At 73.9% G+C, this 19,099-nt stretch carries 12 protein-coding genes; 5 read left to right on the top strand and 7 right to left on the bottom strand.

Translation table 11 applies throughout. From position 1 onward, the window contains the following. Positions 1-3 precede the first annotated feature (3 nt). Positions 4-1,218 (top strand): low temperature requirement protein A, encoded by a 1,215-nt coding sequence (locus tag B5D80_RS18520; protein ID WP_088645138.1) that lies wholly within the window; start codon positions 4-6, stop codon positions 1,216-1,218. Between the two features lie 147 nt (positions 1,219-1,365). On the opposite strand, the gene B5D80_RS18525 is transcribed toward B5D80_RS18520, so the two are convergent. Beyond that, complete coding sequence (locus tag B5D80_RS18525) at positions 1,366-2,097, bottom strand: maleylpyruvate isomerase N-terminal domain-containing protein (protein ID WP_088645139.1); 732 nt, start codon at positions 2,095-2,097, stop codon at positions 1,366-1,368. Continuing rightward, positions 2,085-2,972 (bottom strand): phosphatase PAP2 family protein, encoded by an 888-nt coding sequence (locus tag B5D80_RS18530; RefSeq protein WP_204959054.1) that lies wholly within the window; start codon positions 2,970-2,972, stop codon positions 2,085-2,087. Before B5D80_RS18530 ends, B5D80_RS18525 begins: the two co-directional genes overlap by 13 nt. A gap of 308 nt (positions 2,973-3,280) precedes the next feature. Here B5D80_RS18530 and B5D80_RS18535 point away from each other — a divergent pair, with 308 nt between their 5' ends. Further along, complete coding sequence (locus B5D80_RS18535; RefSeq protein ID WP_088645140.1) at positions 3,281-3,904, top strand: DUF3159 domain-containing protein; 624 nt, start codon at positions 3,281-3,283, stop codon at positions 3,902-3,904. Positions 3,905-4,242: 338 nt separating this feature from the next. Here B5D80_RS18535 and B5D80_RS18540 read toward each other — a convergent pair whose 3' ends face one another. Further along, on the bottom strand, positions 4,243-7,149 hold the full coding sequence (locus B5D80_RS18540; protein WP_088645141.1) for a glycoside hydrolase family 48 protein: 2,907 nt from the start codon (positions 7,147-7,149) through the stop codon (positions 4,243-4,245). 889 nt (positions 7,150-8,038) lie between these two features. On the opposite strand from B5D80_RS18540, the gene B5D80_RS18545 reads away from it, so the two are divergent. Then, positions 8,039-9,535 (top strand): GH1 family beta-glucosidase, encoded by a 1,497-nt coding sequence (locus B5D80_RS18545; RefSeq protein WP_088645142.1) that lies wholly within the window; start codon positions 8,039-8,041, stop codon positions 9,533-9,535. Between the two features lie 76 nt (positions 9,536-9,611). Here B5D80_RS18545 and B5D80_RS18550 read toward each other — a convergent pair whose 3' ends face one another. The 3 genes from B5D80_RS18550 to B5D80_RS18560 all read right to left on the bottom strand — a co-directional run bounded on the left by B5D80_RS18550 (position 9,612) and on the right by B5D80_RS18560 (position 14,107). Then, positions 9,612-10,031: a roadblock/LC7 domain-containing protein gene (locus B5D80_RS18550; protein ID WP_240762273.1), complete on the bottom strand. Its 420-nt coding sequence runs from the start codon at positions 10,029-10,031 to the stop codon at positions 9,612-9,614. Then, entirely contained in the window at positions 10,031-12,610 is a 2,580-nt protein-coding gene (locus B5D80_RS34825; protein WP_281253475.1) for a sensor histidine kinase, read from the bottom strand. Before B5D80_RS34825 ends, B5D80_RS18550 begins: the two co-directional genes overlap by 1 nt. Before the next feature lie 69 nt (positions 12,611-12,679). Further along, the gene (locus B5D80_RS18560; RefSeq protein WP_088645144.1) at positions 12,680-14,107 is read right to left on the bottom strand and encodes a gluconokinase; all 1,428 of its coding nucleotides are present in this window, start codon (positions 14,105-14,107) and stop codon (positions 12,680-12,682) included. A gap of 225 nt (positions 14,108-14,332) precedes the next feature. On the opposite strand from B5D80_RS18560, the gene B5D80_RS18565 reads away from it, so the two are divergent. Continuing rightward, entirely contained in the window at positions 14,333-16,252 is a 1,920-nt protein-coding gene (locus B5D80_RS18565; protein ID WP_088645145.1) for a chorismate-binding protein, read from the top strand. 68 nt (positions 16,253-16,320) lie between these two features. On the opposite strand, the gene wrbA is transcribed toward B5D80_RS18565, so the two are convergent. Then, complete coding sequence (gene wrbA / locus B5D80_RS18570; protein ID WP_088645146.1) at positions 16,321-16,938, bottom strand: NAD(P)H:quinone oxidoreductase; 618 nt, start codon at positions 16,936-16,938, stop codon at positions 16,321-16,323. A gap of 360 nt (positions 16,939-17,298) precedes the next feature. Here wrbA and B5D80_RS18575 point away from each other — a divergent pair, with 360 nt between their 5' ends. Beyond that, entirely contained in the window at positions 17,299-18,417 is a 1,119-nt protein-coding gene (locus B5D80_RS18575) for a winged helix DNA-binding domain-containing protein (protein ID WP_088645147.1), read from the top strand. Positions 18,418-19,099 lie beyond the last annotated feature (682 nt).

Below are 19,099 nucleotides of genomic sequence, written 5' to 3' on the forward strand. Positions count from 1 at the left end.
ATCATGACGGGCGGCGAGGGGGCCGCCCCGCTGCGGCGTACCGGCCCGGCCCAGCGGGCCACGTTCCTGGAACTCTTCTTCGACCTGGTGTACGTCTTCGCGCTCACCCGGATCTCGTTCCGCGCCTTCGAGGACCTGGCCCTGGAGCCCGGCGGCACCACCGGCTGGTCCCCGGTCACCGGGGGCGTCAAGACGCTGCTGCTACTGCTCGCGCTCTGGGCGGTCTGGCAGGGCACCGCGTGGACGACCAGCCGGTACGACCCGCACCACGGCTGGCTCCAGTTCGTGGTGATCACCGCCCTGGTCGGCAGCATGGTGATGGGGGTGGCGATCCCCCGCGCGTTCACCTCCACCGGCCTGGCGTTCGCGGTGGCGTACGTGGTGACGCAGGTGTCCCGCCCGGGTCTGCTGCTGCTGGCCCTCGGCAGCCACGAGTACCGGCGGCTCAAGCTGCGCATGCTGATCACCTTCGGTGCGACCGGGGTGCTCTGGCTGACCGGCGCGTTCCTGTCGCCCACCCCGCGGGGACTGCTCTGGGCGCTGGCGCTGGTCGTGGAGTACCTGGCCGCCCGGTTCGGCTGGCCGGTGCCGGGGCTGGGCCGGTCGAGGGCGAGCCGCTGGGACGTCGCCGGGGAGCACCTGGCCGAGCGGTACCAGCAGTTCTTCCTGGTCGCGTTGGGCGAGACGATCCTGGTGGGCGGGCTGGCGTACAGCACGGGACCGTTCGATCCGGCCCGGACCGGCGCGTTCGCGGTCGCGCTGGTGACCTCGGTGCTGCTGTGGCGGATCTACGTGCAGCGGGCCGGGCAGGTGCTCGCCGAGGCGGTGGTGCGGTCCCGGCACCCGTCGGACACCGGCCGCTCGGCGGCGGACACCCACCTGGCGATGGTGGTGGGGCTGGTCGGTACGGCGATCGGGTACGAGCTGACCATCGAGCACCCGCTCACCTCCCCCGAGGCGGCGTGGGTGGTGCTGGTGGTGGGCGGCCCGGTGCTGTTCCTGCTCGCCCGCGCCCGCTTCGAGTACGAGGTCTTCGGCCGGGTGTCGCCGTCGCGGTGGCTCGCGGCGGTGCTGCTGGTCGTGCTCTTCCCGCTGCTGCTGCACGTGGTGCCGCTGCTCTCCGCCACGGTGGCCGCGCTGGTGCTCGGCGGGGTCGCGGCGGCCGACGCCCGCCGGGCCCGGGGCCACCCCCCGGAACCCCCCGCCCCACCCCTGTAACCCCCACCCACCCCACCCCTCGCCCACCCGCCCCACCGGTCTGGCCCCGGTGATCAAGAGGTTTGCGTCACGTTGATGATCAGAATTGACGCGAACCTCTTGATCACCGGGGCACGGCAACGCGGAGGCGCAGCAACGCGGGGTGGGTCAGGTGGGGGCGGTGAGGGACAGGTGGGGCCAGGGGTGCGCCGCGGTGATCCGCCGCTCGGCGGCGGTGAGCGGGGCCCGGCCGGTGGTCTTGCGGACCAGGGTGAGGAGGTCCCAGCCGAGCCCGTCCGGGACCGGTCGTCCCCCGGTGACCAGGTCGGCGATCACCCGCGCGGCGGCGGGGGTGAGCCACGGCTCGCGGTGCAGCGCCACCGCCAGGTCCAGCCCGTGCACGCCGACCTCCACCACCCGGGTCACCAGGAACTCGTGCACCGTCATCGGGTCACCGTGGCGGGTGCGGACGACCCGGTCGGCGGACTGCGCCCGCACCGCCGCGTCGGTGGCCCGCCAGGCGGCGGTGAAGGCCGCCGCGGCAGCCACCGCTTCCGTGGACCCGGTCGGGGCGGCGGGACCGCGGGCCGCCCGCCGGGCGCTGGCGATCCGGTCGGCGTCGACCTGCGGGGTGAACTTCGCCGGGCCGAAGTAGCCGGCGGCGTCCACCTCGGCGCGCGGCGGCGCGGGCGCGGCGAGCATGTCGACCAGGCGTCCGGCACCCGTGCGGACGTGGGCGACGAGATCCCGGACCGCCCAGGGCGGGCACGGGGTGGGCCGGTCCAGGTCCGCGTCGGTCAGCGTGGACAGGACCACCCCCAGCCGGGCGCACTCGGCCCGGAACGCCGTGGCGGCCACGGGCACCAGGTGCCGGCCCCGGCCTCCGGTCAGCCCTTCCAACGGGGCACCAGGCGGTGCACGGACAGCAGCACCAGCGCCGCCACCACGCCCATCGTGCCGGCGATCCCGGCGGCGCTGCCGGCGTACCCGATGAACAGGGTGCGGCGGGTCAGCTCGTCCACCGGCACCTGCTGCTGGTCGAGCAGGCCGGACAGGGCCAGTCCGCAGCCGAGGACGGCGAGCAGGCCACCGATGCCGAGCACGCTGGCGGCCACCTTGTGCGCGTCGTCGGGGGCGACCTGCGCCTGCTCGTGCTGGAACACCAGCAGCAGCAGGCCGGCCAGCGCCGCCCAGACCCCGACGACCAGGAAGGCGGCGACCGCGTCGCTGGGCCGGTGCCAGCCGGCGGAGAGGGTGGCCACCCCGGCGACGGCGGCGTACGCGGTGCCGAGGAACGCCCCGAGGACGCGCACCTTGGCCGGCAGCACCAGGATCAGCGCCAGCGCCACCGAGGCGGCGATGGTGGTGTGTCCACTGGGCAGGCTGTTGCCGACCGCGTCGCGTTGCGGGTCGATGCCGAGCGCGGGCCGGTCGATGACGTACTTGAGCACCTGGGTGGTGACGTTCGCCCCGGCGATCAGCAGGGTGGCCGAGATGGCGAGCGCCTTGCGGCCCCGGATCAGGGCGATGAAGAAGATCACCACCATGGCCGCCAGCAGGGACACCACCGACATGGCGTTGAGGATCCGGTTGACCAGACCGTCGATGCGGTCCTGGCCGATCCGGTTGCCGGTCAACGCGACGGTGTCGAGCCACTGCCCGGTCCCGGTGTGCACGGCGAACCGCCACACCAGCAGGAAGGCCGCCGTCTGGGCCAACGCCAGCACGACCAACCAGACCGCGGTCCAACCCCTTGCCGTCGCACGCACCCGCACACCGTAGCGGCACGCGCGGCACGTCGCGCGTGGGCCCACCGGGACGGTCCGGATACCTTGACACGGGACCACGGGAGGTGACGGTGACCGGCACACCAGGACACGGACGACCGCCGGCGGGGAACCCGCCGACGCCCCACGGGCCGGCCCCGCAGCCACCGGCCGACGCCCCGCCACCGGCCCCTGCCCTGCCGCCGGCAGACGCGCAGCCGGCCGACGCCGTGCCGCCGGCCGGGCAACCGGCCGACGCGCCGCCCGCGGGGCCGGGGCCGACGGCAGGGCAGGGGCCGGCGGGGACGCCGGAGCAGGTGGAGTCGTTGGCCGGTCTGCTCGGCGGGCGCGGTGGCGCGATCGACGCGACCCTGCCGCCGGTGGCGTTCACCGTCGGCTGGCTGGCGACCGGACGGTCGGTCGTCGGCGGGGTGGCGGTGGCGGTGCTGGCCGGCACGGCGGTGGCGCTGTGGCGGTGGCGGCGCGGGGACCGCCCCCGGGCGGTGCTGATCGGGCTGCTGGCCGTGTGCCTGGCCGCCGTGGTGGCGCTGCGGACCGGCCGGGCGGCCGACTTCTTCGCGGTGCAGGTCTTCTCGAACCTCGCCAGCGCGCTGGTCTGGGTGGTGAGCATCGTGGTCCGCCGGCCGCTGCTCGGTGTGGTCGTCGGGGCGGCACTGCGCCAGCGGGGGCGGTGGCGGCGCGACCCGGCGCTGCTGCGGGCGTACGGGCGGGGCAGTTGGGTGTGGGCGGCCACCTACGTGCTGCGGGTGGCGGTGTTCCTGCCGCTGTGGCTGGGCGGGCAGGTGCTCGCGTTGACCGTGGCCCGGGTGGCGTTGACCTGGCCGCTGGTGGCGGCGGCGCTGACGGTGAGCTGGGTGGTGATCCGCCGGTCGCTGCCGGCCGGCCATCCGGGGTTGCGGCACCCGGTGGAACCCGGGTGAGCCGGGACCGCCCGCCGCCGACGTGGGGCGCGGGGTGCCGGGGGCACAGACGTTAAGGGAGAGGCCGCCACGGGGGGAGCGGCCTCTCCGATCAACACGGTACTCCGTCACAGGGCGTCGCGTTATCCCGCGCGCGCTCCTTTTTTCGCCGCTTCACCGCCGGGGCGGGAAAGCGGATGGTGGGGTGGGCCGGCCGCTCCGCTGCGTCGGCCGGACGGTCGACCCACCCCCGGCCTGACCGTGGGAATCAGGCCGCCCGCCGACCGGGCTGTCCGCTCCCCCGGGCCCGGTCGGCCTCCGGGTGGGTGGCGCCGCGCCACCCACCCGGTGGGGTCAACTCACCCGTTCGGGAAGAGCATCCCGTAGTCCGCGTACGCCATGGCGATGTCGGACTGGGCCCAGAACCGGTGGTAGTTGAAGGTCGGCTCGGGGCCGCCCTTGAGGTACGCGTCGACCTTCGGCCAGTCCGGGTCGTTCTTGTAGAACGACCGGATGTCCAGGAAGCTCTTGCCGGCGGCGATGGTGTCACCGTTGGGCATCTTCCCGGTCCAGCCCGGCGGCACGTAGAGACCCTGGCCGTCGGCGGCGTTGTAGACGTCGTCGAAGCGCTTGTAGTCGCCACGCGTCTCCGTCGTCGACACACCCTTGCTGTCGCTGGCCGCCGAGAGCGCGTCCAGCAGACCCTTGGCGGTGGTCTTCGCCTGCGTGTTGCCGGACTTGGCCGCGTAGGCGATCAGGGTCCGGGCGAGGGAGCCGGTGACACCGACGTCCTGGCCCGTGGAGCTGACCTCCACGTGCAGGCCGGTGTTGGACGCCGGGCTGCTCGGGTTCCAGTTGGCGGGCTGGCCCGTCCACTTCAGCTCGGACGGGACCGACCAGTTGGTGCCCAGCGTGGTGTTGGCGATCGCCCACGGCACCCACTTGTCGAGCAGCGCCTTGGCCTTGGTGTTGCCGGTCTCCAGGTACAGCTCGGCGATGCGCTGCATCGACCAGACCTGCATGCCGAACCACTGGTTCGACGGCGGGTCGTTGTAGACCGGGTCGACGTCGTAGTACATGCCGTAGAAGGTGGCGGTGCCCGCCGGCGGCTGGGCGTAGCTACCGTCCCAGCTGTTGGTGGCGCCACCGGCGATGCCGCCCTCGGCCGACTGGAGCCAGGTGTAGAACTCCAGCTGCCGGTCGAGGCTCTTCTGCCAGTCGCCGACCGCGGTCGGGGACTTCGGCTTCAGCTCGTTGACGTTGGTCATCGCCCAGGCCGCGAACGGGTTCTGGTAGCCGAAGTGGCTGTGGCTGGAACCGATCCGCCAGGACCAGCCCGCGCTGGCGTCGTACGCGCCACCCCAGGCGTAGTACCAGGACAGCAGGTAGTGCGCCGAGTCCTTGCCGGTGCCGGCGGGGCAGGTGCTGGCCCCGATGCAGTTGCCGATCTTCTTGAAGTACTTGTCGTACATCGCGTACCGCAGGTAGTCGCCCATCTTGGCGGCCTTGGCCACGGTGGCGGCGACGTCGGCCTGCTTGCCCTGCGCCTTGGCCCAGGTCAGCGCCCAGTACGCGGCCTGCACGGCGCGGGCGTCGGCGTCCGGGGCGTTGGTGTACTTCCACTGCTTGGCCGGGGCGCCCGAGTCCTTGACGAACAGGTCGAGGTAGCCGTACTGGCCGCCGTGCTTGAAGGTGTCGCAGGACGGCTGCGGGATGGTCTCCCACACCGACTCCTGGGTGCCGCGCTGGAAGGTGTTGATGTACGCCGGCTTGGTGGTGCCGTCACCGCAGCGGCCGAAGCCGTAGGTGTTGTCGACGTCCATCAGCCAGTGCATGCCGTAGATGTCGCCGGTGCCGTAGGTGGACTGCAGCTCCGAGCGCAGCGGGTCCTGGCCGACCGGGACGCTGGCGTTCAGCGCCGACGGGTACTGGCTGGGCAGGTTGTACTCGGCGGCGTACTGCGGGGTGCCGGCGACGCCCGCGGTGGGCTGGTCGGCGTGCGACGGGATGATGTACTTCTCCATCACCGTCCAGGCGTTGTTGAACGGCGCCCAGTTCTGGGTCACCCGGCCGTAGTAGGCCTCCAGCCACAGCCAGTAGCTGAACGCCTCGGAGGTGGTCTCGTGGCCGTGGTCGGGGGCCTCGACGATCAGCGTCTCGATCGAGTGGTACGGCACGCCCTCGGGGCTGAAGTAGCCCGAGTTCTTGATCTTGCCGTACTGGTCGAGGAACTTCGCGACGTAGGCGTTGTCCCCACCGGGGGTGTCGTTGTCGATCTCGGTGGCGGTGACCACCACCGAGGAGACTCCGGTGCCGGCCGCGGTGATGGTGGCGGTGCCACCGGCGGTGTCGGTGTCCTCCGCCGCGGCGACCGTGACGGTGACCCCGGTGTTCCAGTTGCTCGGGGTCAGCGTGACGGTGGACGGCGAGACCGTGATGTCGGTGTCACCGGTGCGGGTGAGGGTGACCGGCACGTTGCCCGAGGGCGCGGCGCTGAGCTTGAGGTTGAAGGTGGTGCTGCCACCCTCGTTGACGCTCACCGTGGACGGCGTGGCGACCAGCGCCGGGCCGGTGGCCGGGTTGACGGTGAACGACTTCTCCGCCACGCCGATGCCGTTGGCGTTGTCGTACGCCTTGGCCTGGACCGTGTAGCTGCCGGCCGGCAGCGAGGTCAGCGTGTACGCGTACGGCGCGGAGGTGTCGGTGTTGACCAGCAGGCCGTTGCGGTAGAACTCGACCTTGCTGATCGTCCCGTCCGGGTCGCTGGCGGTGGCGGTCAGCGGCACGTCGGCCGGGGCGGTGAACGGGCCGGTGGGCACGCCGAGGCTGACCGTCGGCGGCTGGTTGGCCGGGGTGCCGTTGCACGGGGTGCCGTTCAGCGTGAACGACGTCGGCTTCGGGTTGCTGCCCGAGTAGGAGCCGTTGAAGCCGATGGTGGTGGACGCCCCGGTGCCGAGGCTGCCGTTGTAGGACTCGTTGGTCGCGGTGACCTCGCTGCCGCTCTGGCTCCACTTCGCCGACCAGCCCTGGGTGACCCGCTGGCTGCTGTTCGGGAAGGTCCACTTGAGCGACCAGCTGCTGAGCGCGTCGCCCATGTTCTTGATGGTGACGTTCGCGGTGAAGCCGCTGCCCCAGTCGTTGGTGGCGTAGACCACGTCGCAGGCCGGCGCGGCCTGGGCCGCGCTGGCCGGCAGGCCCACCCCGCCGATGGCGAGTGCGGTGGCGGCGAGCATCGCCGTGCGGCGACGTCTTGCCATGAGTCTCATGTGCGCGGTGTCTCCTCGGACCGGGCCGGGGCTGCGGGCCCCGGCGGAGGCACCTCCACGCGCTGCTACAGGGGTGCGCGGGGGGACGGAGGTGCCGGAATGGTGGTCGGTCCGGCCGGTGGGCCGGGGCAGGGACGGGATCCGGCCACTGAGGCCGACGTTCCGTTCCTTCGGGTGCCGTCCGGGAGACCCGGATGCCCTCGGCGACCCATCACTCGCGCGTGTCTGGCTCCGCTGCGTTGATTCGACAGTGTGCCATGGAAGCGCTCCCACAACAACTACCTCTGTCGAAACGCAGGTCGATGTTTCGATCTCGTTTAGGGGCTTTCACAAAGCCGTGACGGGCGTTACAGTCGCAGCATCGCCGATGGGAGCGCTTCCATCGACGGAGATGCAACAAGTGAAGGTCACAACCGTGGTCGCCCGACCACGGGGTTCAGCCCGAACGGCTGACGACGGGCCAGCCCGGACACCGTCGCCAGCCACACCCCACCATCACGGAGGGAGGTGGAACCAGAGCCACTCGCGTGGCCCGGCTCCCGCGCGACACGCACGGCCGGACGCCAATTCGAGCGTGCGTGTGTGCAACACAGGTGGGGACGGGGGTTGCCCTCCCCCGTCCCCACACTAAACCCCCGTACTCGACGGGAAAAGAGGCCGACGGGTCAGGCGTGCGCGCCGCCCGGCCGGCCTCGATCGCTATCTGCCCCTCGGCAGGTCGGCCGACCGTCCTCGACGGCGCCCGTCACACTCGCCATTCCCCATCCCGGCCGCCCACGCGCGGCCCTCTAGGCTGGCGGTCCGCCCCCGAGGCGGCCGGGCCGTCGCACGCCCGCGCTGGGAGCGCTCCCGGCCGTCGGGGTGGCCCGCACCCTGAGGAGAAACATCCATGTCGATACTCACCCGGCGACGCCTGCTGCGCCGCGCCGCGCTCTCCGCCACCGCCACCGCCGGCGCCGGGCTCTCCGCCGCCGCCGCTGGCGCCGGCCTGACCGCGGCCACCGGCGTCCTCGCCGCCGGCTGCGACGCGCCGAAGGGTGGCGACCCCACCGCCGACCCCACCGCGGAACGGGTGCGTTTCCCGCACGACTTCGGCTGGGGCGCCGCCACCTCGGCATACCAGATCGAGGGCGCCGCCAAGGAGGACGGCCGGGGCGAATCGGTCTGGGACACCTTCAGCCACACCCCCGGCCGCACCCGCAACGGCGACACCGGGGACGTGGCCGCCGACCACTACCACCGCTGGGCCGACGACCTCGACCTGATGCGCGACCTCGGTCTGCGCAGCTACCGGTTCTCCATCTCCTGGCCCCGCATCCAGGCCGACGGCACCGGCAAGCCCAACCAGCGCGGGCTCGACTTCTACAAGCGGATCATCGGCGGCCTGCACGAACGCGGCATCGCCCCGATGGTCACCCTGTTCCACTGGGACCTGCCGCAGGCCCTGCAGGACGACGGCGGCTGGGAGAACCGGGACACCGCCCACCGGTTCGCCGACTACGCCGACACGGTCTTCCGGGGCATCGGCGACCAGGTCCCGGTGTGGTTGACCATCAACGAGCCGAAGACCGTGGTGCAGAACGGCTACCTCTGGGGCCACCACGCCCCCGGCCGACAGGACGCCGACGCCGCCTACCTGGTCGCCCACCACCTCCAGCTCGCCCACGGCCTCGCCGTGCGCGCGCTGCGGGCCACCGGCTTCGACACCCGGATCGGCCCCGCGCTGAACCTGCACCCGTGCTACCCGGCCGACGACAGCCCGGCCGCCGCCGCAGCCGCCACACTGCACGACGGGTACGAGAACCGGCTGTACCTGGACTCCATCCTCACCGGCGCCTACCCGGCCGACGTGCTGGCCGACCTCGGCCCGGACAGCCGGATGGCCAAGGGCATCCGCGACGGCGACCTGGAGACCATCGCCAGCCCGGTCGACCTGCTCGCCGTGCAGTACTACACGCCGCTGTACCTGACCGGCAACGGCAACACCGTCACCCGCTGGCCCACCAGCGAGGCGGACTGGCAGCAGATCTACCCGCAGGGCATGTACGACATCCTGACCCGGGTCACCCGCGACTACGGGCCCGTCCCGATCACCGTCACCGAGAACGGCCTGCCCTGCCCGGACACCCTCGGCCCGGACGGCACCGTCGACGACGCCGGCCGGATCGCGTTCCTGCGCGACCACCTCACCGCCGTCCACCGGGCCATCGCCGACGGCGTGCCGCTGGAGAGCTACCACGTCTGGTCGCTGCTCGACAACTTCGAATGGGCCGAAGGCTACGACCAACGCTGGGGACTGGTCTACGTGGACTACCCGACCCAGCGGCGCATCCCGAAGCGCAGCGCCCACTGGTACCGCCAGGTCATCCGGGACAACGGCCTGTAGGCCGACACAGGAACCGAAACACCACCGGCACGGCCGGACCGCGTGGGGGCGGTCCGGCCCGGCAGCCCACCGGCCGTCAGCGGGGCAACGCCTGCTGGAGTTCCGCGCGCAACGCCGGGGTCAGCATCTCGCCGGCCTGCTTGGCCAGCCGGGCCATCTCGTAGCCCACCACACCGATGTCCGCGTCCGCGCCGGCCAGGGTGGCCAGGATCGAGCCGTCCCGGATCTGCATCACCAGGAAGTAGCCCCGGCCCATCTCGACCACGGTCTGCTTGACCACGTCCCCGTCGAACATCTGCGCCGCGCCCGCGGTGATGCTCATCAGCCCCGAGGTCACGGCGGCCAGCTTGTCCGCGTGGTCGCGGGGCAACTGCGCCGAGATCGCCACCAGCAGACCGTCCGAGGAGACCACCACCGCGTGCGCCACCCCGGGCACCCGCTCGGCGAACGCGTTGACCAACCAGTTCAGGTCACGCGCCTCCTGGCTCAGTGTCATCACTGTCGTCCTCCCTCACTGCGCACACCCGGCGGCAAGATTAACTCGGTGGTCTCCTCGGCCTCGGCACGGCGCACGCCGCTGTAGAGCCGGGACAGCATCCCGCCCACCGCCTCCGGGTCCGGGTCCTCACGGACCCGGGCCGACGGCGGCCGGGCCGGCTCGGTCACCGAGGTCAGCTGGGCCATCGGCACCCGCACCGGCAGCCCCCGGTCGTTGGTGCCGCCGGTGACCGGGACCAGCGGCGGCGCCGGGGTGCTCCCGCCCAGGGTGGCCGGCGACGACGCGGCCGGGCCCTGCCGGGACCACCAGCCGCCGTCGGACGGCGGAGCCGGTGTCCGCACGTCCACGACCCGGGCCGGGACCTGGTCCGGCGGCGACGGGACCGGACGACGGCCGGCCACCGGCAGCTCCGCCGGGCCCGCCCCACCGGGACCGGGCCACGCGGCCGGACCCGGGGGCGGCCCGAGAGGACCGGACGGCGGTGCCACGGCGGGACGGGCCGGCAGGCCGGCGGGAGCGACCGGGGCCAGCGCCCTCGACCCGGGCGACGCGTTCGGCGGTGCACCGTCCAGCTCCGGCGCCGGGGCGAGCAGGGTCGCCGGCAGGGTCAGCCGGGCCACCAGCCCCTGCCCCTGCGCGGCCAGCCGCACGCCGACGCCGTGCCGGGCGGCCAGGTGGCTGACCACGAAGTGACCCATCCGCTCGACCGCCGCCACGTCGGCCACCGGCGGCTCCGCCAACACCGCGTTGGCCTGCGCCAACGCGGTCGGGCTCATGCCGAGACCGGCGTCGGCGATGTCCACCACCGCACCACCGCCCTCGGCCCGCGCGGTCACCCGGACCACGGTGTCCGGCCGGGAGAAGGCGGTCGCGTTCTCCAGCAGCTCCGCCACCAGGTGCACCAGCTCCCCGACGGCGTGCCCCACCACGTACAGGTCGGCCACCGACTCGTGACGGACCCGCTGGTACTGCTCGATCTCGGCGCTGGCCGCGAGCAGCACCGCACCCAACCGCACCGGCCGGTTCCACCGGCGGGTCGACTCGGTGCCGGCGAGCACCAGCAGGCTCTCGTCGTTACGGCGCATCCGGGCGGCCAGGTGGTCCAACTTGAACAGGTTCTCCAACTGGTCCGGGTCGGCCTCCTCCCGTTCCAGGTCGTCCAGCAGCTCCAGTTGCCGCTCCACCAGCACCTGGCTGCGCCGGGCCAGGTTGACGAACATCGCGTTGACCGTCCGGCGGGTCTCCGCCTGCTCCACCGCGACGCTGACCGCGCTGCGGTGCACCGCCACGAACGCCTCGGCCAGCTCGCCGATCTCGTCCAGCGAACGGACCACGGCCGGCGGCACGTCGATCGCCGGCACCCCGCCGTCGACGGTCCGCAGCCGCTTCAGGGCATGCGGCAGCTCCACCTGGGCGATCCGCAACGCCTGGTCCCGCAGCCGCTGCATCGAGTTCGCGATCGACCGGCCGACCAGGACGGCCAGCAGCACCGCCAGGGCCAGCACCACCACGATGCCACCCAGCACCAGCAGGGTGGTACGCAACTGGTCGCCGCTGACCTGCTCGGCCCTTGCCACCGCGTCGTCGAGCACCCGGTCCTCCAGCTGCCGCAGCAGCTCCTGCCGCTGCTCGCTGGCCGTCCACCACTGGTTGGCGGGCAGCACCGCGGGCAGGGCGGTGCCGCCGGTGCTGAGGCTCTTCTCCTCCAGCCGGGTGGCGTCCACGAACGCCCCGGTCCGCGAGGTCCGGTCGTACGCCTGGATCTGGGCGGTCGTCGCGGCCACCCGGAACGCGCCCAGCGCGGCGAGCTGCTGCGCCCGCAGGTCGGCGAGGTTGACCTGGTCCTCCAGGCCGTACCGGCCGGCGCGGGCGGCGGCGTACAACTGGCCCCTGATCCGCGAGGACAACTCCTTGACCCGGGCCAGCTGCACGTAGCGCAGCACCGCGTCGGTCAACTCCGGACGCTCCGGCCCCGGGTTCGGCTCGGCGAGCAGGCCGAGCAGCGCCTCCACCGCCCGGTGGTAGTTGCCCAGGATGGTGTCGCTGCTCAGCACCGCCGGCGGCACCGCCGAGCGGATGTAGACCACCTGGTCGTACGCCTCCACCGCCTCGGCGTAGGCGACCTGCCAGGCGGCGTCGGCGTCGGCCAGCGGCCCGGCCGCCTCACGCAACGCCCCGAACGCCGTGTCGGTGGCCGCATGCAGCGGCCGGAGCGCGACCAGCGCCGCGTCCCGGTCGGCGGCGCTGCCCGCCCGACGCAGCGCCGCCAGCTCACCGGCGGTGCGGTCGCGTTCCTGCTGGAGCCGGTCCACCGCCGCGGTGATCTGCCGCCCGATGCCGACCTGCCGGGCGAAGTCGTTGAGCGCCGTCGTGCGCCCCACCAGACCGGCGGTCTGCACCCCGGCCAGCACCAGGAACGCCACCGACGGGATGACCAGGACGGTGGCGAGTTTGGTACGCATCCGCCAGTCCCGCAGCCGCAACGGCGAACGCCGCCGGTGCGGCACGACCCGCTCGTCGAACCGGTTCCGACCCGGCGACTCCGCGCTCGGTGTCGGGTCGGGACCTGCGTCCACGTCTCGCCTCCTCGGCTCCCGTCCCCACGACGGGGGGCCGGGTCCATCCAACCAGGCCAGACAGCCGTGTCAACGGGTCGACGGCGCATCCGACCGGGCGGAGACGCCTGCTCCGGCGGCCGAGGTCGGTAAGGGGTCCTCCTCCGTACGGCCGGTTCCGGCGAGCCGGTCCGCGGCGGGCACCCGACCCAACGCGACCAGCGCGGCCCCGGTCGCCCCGATCTCCCGCTCGGCGCGGTGCCGGACCGGACGCGGCGCGAGCGCGGCGGCGAACGCCGTACGCCACCACGCGGAGGCGGTCACCGCTCCCCCGCCGAGGACCACCTCGACGGGTGCGTCGACACCGGACTCCAGCACGGCCAGGTCGTCGGCGACCATCCGGCACAGCCCGGTCATCAGCCCGGCGAGGATGTCCACCCCGGTGCTGGAGAAGCTGAGCCCGCGCAGTTCACCCGAGCCGGCCGGGGCCAGGCCGGGGGGTCGGTCCCCGCCGAGGCGGGGGTTGGCCGGGAGCACCCCGTCCGGCGCGATCCGGGCCAGCGCGGCGTCCAGGTCGGGCCCCTGCGGCAGCCGCAGCTCCCGGTCGGCCCAGGCGAACAGGTTCCCGCCGCTGGAGTAGGCCGCCCCGGTCACCACGTGCTCGTGGTCCACCCGGTACCGCCACAGCGACGCCGGCAGGGGTGGCAGCGGTGACCCGGCCGGAACCCGCTGGACCAGGCGTACCGCGGCCGAGGTGCCGACGGTGACCGCCGCCCGGCGGGGGTCGACGCAGCCCGAGCCGACGTTGGAGGCGGCGCCGTCACCGACCGGGGCGGCCCAGCGCGCCCCGGCGAGCTGCGGCCACCGGCGGGCGTGCTCGGCCCGCAGCCGGCCCTGCCAGTCCATCGGGGCCAGCTCCGGCAGCTCACCCGGCCGGACCCCGGCCACCGCGACGGCCTCGTCGTCCCAGGCCAGCCGGCTCAGGTCGAGCAGGCCGGTGCCGGAGGCCATGGACACCGACATGGGCGCGTCGTCGAGCAGTCGACCGAGGACGTACTCGACCAGGCCGGCGAACCGGGTCACCCCGGCGGTGGATTCCCGCAGCCAGGGCAGCCGCACCGACCAGTAGCAGCGGTGCCACCACGCCCCGGTCCGCGCGTGGAAGTCCTGCGGGTCGGCCGGGCCGGACGCCCCCGGCGGCGGCGCGGCCCGGGTGTCCAACCAGGTCAGCACCGGGCCGAGCGGGTCACCGGACCGGTCCAGCGGCAGCACCGAGTGCCACTGCGCGCAGACCGCGACCAGCCCGACGTCGCGCAGGTGACCGGCGGCGGCCAACTCGTCGAGGCACTCGGTGAGGCCGGCGAGGTAGCCGGCGGCGTCCAGGGTGCCGGTGCCGTCCCCGGCCACGGTCAGCTGCACCCGGCGACGGGCCAACGCTCCCGGCAGCGGATCGGCGTCGGCGTCGAGCACCAGGCCACGGACCGAGGAGGTGCCCAGGTCGAGAGCGAGAATGTTCATCGCGGGTCACGGTACCCGCCGGCGCGGGTGGGAACGCCCTTCCCCGGCGTGGGCGTACCGCCTAGGGTGTCGGTATGCCCGCGCACCTGACCTGCTGGTGGCCCGCCGACCCGGCGGCCATCCCCCGCGCGTAGCTATCCACGCGGCCGCCCGACGAGGCGGCCGACGGTCCTCCCCCGGCACCGGGGCCGCCCGACGAGGCGACCCGACCCGGAGGAGAAACCGATGACCCACCTCTACGACCTGCTCGCGGCCGTCGCCGACGGCGTCGACCCGGGCCCGTTCGCGCTGCTGCGCCGCGACGGCGTCGACCACGTCGACCTGTTCACCGGCCCGGTCGACGTCGCCGAACGGCTGGCCGACCTGCCGCTGCCCGAGGGCGGTCCGGGCCCCCGCACGCTGGCGCTGGTGCCGTACCGGCAGATCGCCGAACGGGGCTTCGACTGCGTCGACGACGGCGTCCCGCTGGAGTACCTGACCGTCACCGGGCACGCCACGCTACCCCTGGCCGACCTGCTCGCCGCCCTGCCGACCGCGCCGGTGGTCTGCGCCGACGCCGCCTTCGACGTCGACGACGACGAGTACGCGCGGGTCGTCGACCGGGTGCTGGCCGAGGAGATCGGTCGGGGTGCCGGGGCGAACTTCGTCATCCACCGCACCCTGCACGGCACCGTGCAGGGTGCCCCGTTGAGCGCCGCGCTGGCGGCGCTGGGTCGGCTGCTGCGCGACGAGCGGGGCGCGTACTGGACGTTCCTGGTGCACACCGGCACCCGGACGCTGGTCGGCGCGAGCCCCGAACGGCACGTCAGCGTCGATGACGGGCTGGTCATGATGAACCCGATCAGCGGCACCTTCCGGCACACCGGGGCCACCGCCGGACGGGACGCGCTGCTGCGGTTCCTGCACGACCCGAAGGAGGTCGAGGAGCTGTACATGGTCCTCGACGAGGAGCTGAAGATGATGGCCGGCGTCGCCGAGCACGGCGGGCAGGTCGTCGGCCCGTACCTCAAGGAGATGGCGCACCTGGCGCACACCGAGTACCTGCTGGCCGGCCGGGGCACCCGCGACGTCCGGGAGGTGCTGCGGGAGACCATGTTCGCCCCGACGGTGACCGGCAGCCCGATGCAGAACGCCTGCCGGGTGATCGCCCGGCACGAACGCACCGGCCGGCGCTACTACTCGGGGGTGCTGGCGCTGCTGGGCCGCGACGCCGAGGGCCGGCAGACGTTGGACGCGCCCATCCTGATCCGGACCGCCGAGATCTCCCCCACCGGGCGGCTGCGGGTGCCCGTCGGGGCGACCCTGGTGCGGCACTCCACCGCCGCCGGTGAGGTCGCCGAGACGCACGCCAAGGCCGCCGGGGTGCTCGCCGCGCTGGGGCTGGGCCCGCAGGCGTCGACCGACGGGCCGTACCCGCCGGTGCGGTGGGCCGACGACCCCGAGGTACGGGCGGTGCTCGCCGCCCGCAACGCCCCGCTGGCCCGGTTCTGGCTCGACCAGCGCGGCCCCGGTGCGACGGTGCTGCCCGGGGCGGCCGGCCGGCGGGCGCTGGTGGTCGACGGCGAGGACACCTTCACCGGAATGCTCGCCCACCAGCTGCGCGCCCTGGGCCTGACGGTGGACGTGCGCCCCTGGCACGCCCCCGGCTCCGCCGCCGGCTACGACCTGCTGGTGGTCGGCCCCGGGCCGGGCGACCCGGGCGCGGTCGACGATCCGAAGATGGCCGCCCTGCGCACGCTGCTGACCGCCCGGTTGGACGCGGGGCTGCCGACCCTGGCGGTGTGCCTGGGGCACCAACTGCTCAGCGGGTTGCTGGGGTTGCCGCTGCACCGCCGCGCCGCGCCCTACCAGGGCCTGCAACGGGAGGTGTCGCTGTTCGGGGTGCCGCGCCGGGTGGGTTTCTACTCGACGTTCACCGCCCGGGCGGGCACCGACCGGATCGGGTCGCCGTACGGGCCGGTGGAGCTGGCCCGGGACCCGGCCGACGGGTCGGTGCACGCGCTGCGCGGGGCGAGCTTCGCCGGGGTGCAGTTCCACCCGGAGTCGGTGCTCAGCCGGGACGGCCTGGCCGTGCTGGCCGAGTTGCTGGGGCAGTTGCTGGCCCGGCCGGCGCTCACGGCGGGTGGCGGGCCGGTGGGCGGGTAGCGGCGGGCCGGGCGGGACTCTCGACCCGTCCGGCCCACCGGTGGCCCCCGCCCGGCCCGCCCGGTGACTCAGCCGGCGAGGCCGCGCTTGACGGCGGCACCGATGCGGACCGCCCGCTTGGCGGTCAGCGCGGTGGCCGCGAGCGCCACGTGGTCCGGGGCGATCTCGCCGTTGTTGCTGGTGTGCGACGCGCCGTACGGGTTGCCGGCGACGAACTGGCTCGGGTCGGTGTAGCCGGGGGTCACCACCACGCCACCCCAGTGGTAGAAGATCGTGAACAGCGACAGCAGGGTCGACTCCTGACCGCCGTGCGAGGTGGCGGTGGAGGTGAAACCGCTGTAGACCTTGTCGGCCAGCGCGCCGTTGGCCCACAGCGGGCCGGTGGTGTCGATGAACTGCTTGAGCTGGGCGGCGATCATGCCGTACCGGGTGGGGGAACCGAAGATGACCACGTCGGCCCAGGCCAGGTCGTCGATCTCGGCCTCCATCACGTCCTGGGTCTCCAGCCGGTGCGCCTGCCAGCCCGCGTTGGAGCGGATCGCCTCGTCGGGCGCCAGCTCCCGTACCTTGCGCAGGCGCACCTCGGCCCCCGCCTCGCCGGCGGCCTCGACCGCCGCCTGCGCCATCTGGTAGGTGATCCCGGTCGCGCTGTAGTAGATGACCGCTACCTTGACCTGGCCGTCCATCGTCTGTGTCCTCCTCGGTTCGGGTCAGCTCCGGCGACTACCCGGTGCTTGCTGGATCAAACGTCCGCCCGGGGCATGATCCGGACATGCAGCTACGTGCGCCACCCCGGGCGGACTGGCCGGCGATCTGGCCGTTCCAGCGCGAGATCGTCCGGCGGCGGCGCGGCTCAAGATTTGCGCAAGTTCCAGCCGGGAACGCTCCCACGGGTGGGGCGGAAGGCGATCCTGATGGACACGGATGCCGGGGCCAGGGGGCCACCACCGGTGACCCGGGGGGACCTGCACGGGGGATCGCGCTCCGCCGGTTCGACGACCGGCGTAGCGCGGTCAGGGGGCCGCCCGGTGTCGTTACCTGCTCCTATGCTGACCGGCGTGGTGGAGCTGACCGGCGACGAGGCGTTGACGTTACGGATGACCGCGCTGGCCCTGCGGGAGCATCCGGCCGGCCGCCCGTCGGGTGTCGCCGGCGTGGTGGAGTGGTTCGGGGCGATGCAGGCCCAGGACGCGGCGAGCGGCCTGTGGTCGCTGGGCTTGCGGCTGCCCGGCCACACCGAGGCCGACGTGCGGGCCGCCCTGGAACGCCGCGAGGCGCTGCGCACCTGGCCGATGCGCGGCACCGTGCACCTGGTGCCCGGCCGCGACGCCCGCTGGATGCTCGACCTCACCGGCGTCCGGGCGCTGGCCGGCGCGCCGGCCCGGCGGGCCGTGCTCGGGCTGACCGAGGCCGAGGCCGACCGGGCCGCCGACGTGCTCGGCGCGGCGCTGACCGGCGGCGGCCGGCTGACCCGCGCGCAGTGCCTGGAAACCCTCACCGCCGCCGGGGTCGACGTCTCCGGTCAACGCGGCTACCACCTGCTCTGGTATGCCAGCCAGCGGGGCGTCACCTGCATCGCCCCGCACGTGGGAACCGAGCAGACCTTCGCGCTGCTCGACGAGTGGATCCCCGACCCGCACCGGCCCGAGCGGGACGAGGCCCTGGGCATCCTGGCCGGGCGTTACTTCCGCAGCCACGGGCCGACGACCCGGCGCGACTTCACCGGGTGGACGGGCCTGACCGCCGCCGACACGAAACGGGCCGTGGCGGTCGCCACCGACGCCGGAACGCTGACCGCCGTCCGGGTCGACGGGGTGGAGTCGTACCTCGACCCGGCGCTGCTGGACGCGCCCCGGCTGCCGGTGGACGACGTGCACGTGCTGCCCGGCTTCGACGAGTACCTGCTCGGCTTCAAGGATCGCGCCCTGATGGTCGATCCGGCGCACCTGAAGGCGGTGATCCCCGGCGGTAACGGCGTCTTCCAGTCCACGGTGGTGCGCGGCGGCCGGGTGGTGGGCACCTGGAAGCGCCGCCTCGCCCGGACCAGGGTCACCGTGACGGTGCAGCCGCTGGTCCCGCTGGACGCCTCGACCCGGCAGCGGGTCGAGGCGGCGCTGGAGAGTTACGCCCGCTTCCTCGGCCTGCCGCTGCACCTCACCTGGTAGGTCCGCACCGCCCGCTCCCCGGGCCACCGGCGCTGCCGGCCCGGCGGCTCTGCCGGCCCGTCGCGTCGCTGGTCCCCCGGTTCCGACATCCTGAACGGCCTGCCGCAGGACGGCGGTGCCCGCGTCCGGCTGCACGCCACCCCCGGGACGGGTGACGGTGGGTCACAGGCGGACACCATACGCCATCAGCGGCTCTATGACCGAGAGTGACCGTCGGTCATCCGCCGCCGTCCGGCCCAGCACCCCACGGAACACGCGAACTAACCCTTGAGCTGGGATTTTGTCGCAACACCTCGCCGACCGCCACCAACCCCTCGCGGAGACTTTGCTCTGCTGCCCTCGACGCGACACTCACGACAAGTAGCTGTCGCGTCGAGGGCAGCAGAGCAAAGCGTCTGGAGGTGATGTGGTGCGCCCGGGCGTCACGTCACTGTCCGTGTCGATGGGCACGGGTGGGTAACGGGCTGACGGGCGGGCGACGAGACATGAGGGTGGGCCGGGTCCCGTGGCACGGGCGGGAGGCCGGAGAGCTGAGAGGCACCGGGGCAGTGGGCGGCGCGGGGCGGCGGAGCAGCAGGGCAGCGCGGGGCAGCGGAGCAGCGGGGCCACCTGGGCGGCAGAGCAGTAGGTCCGCAGAGCAGGGGCCGGGGGGATCGGTGGGCGCACGCCGCCGGGGGCCGGG

The sequence above is a fragment of the Micromonospora wenchangensis genome (genome assembly GCF_002210435.1).
In the GTDB taxonomy this organism is placed as follows: domain Bacteria; phylum Actinomycetota; class Actinomycetes; order Mycobacteriales; family Micromonosporaceae; genus Micromonospora; species Micromonospora wenchangensis.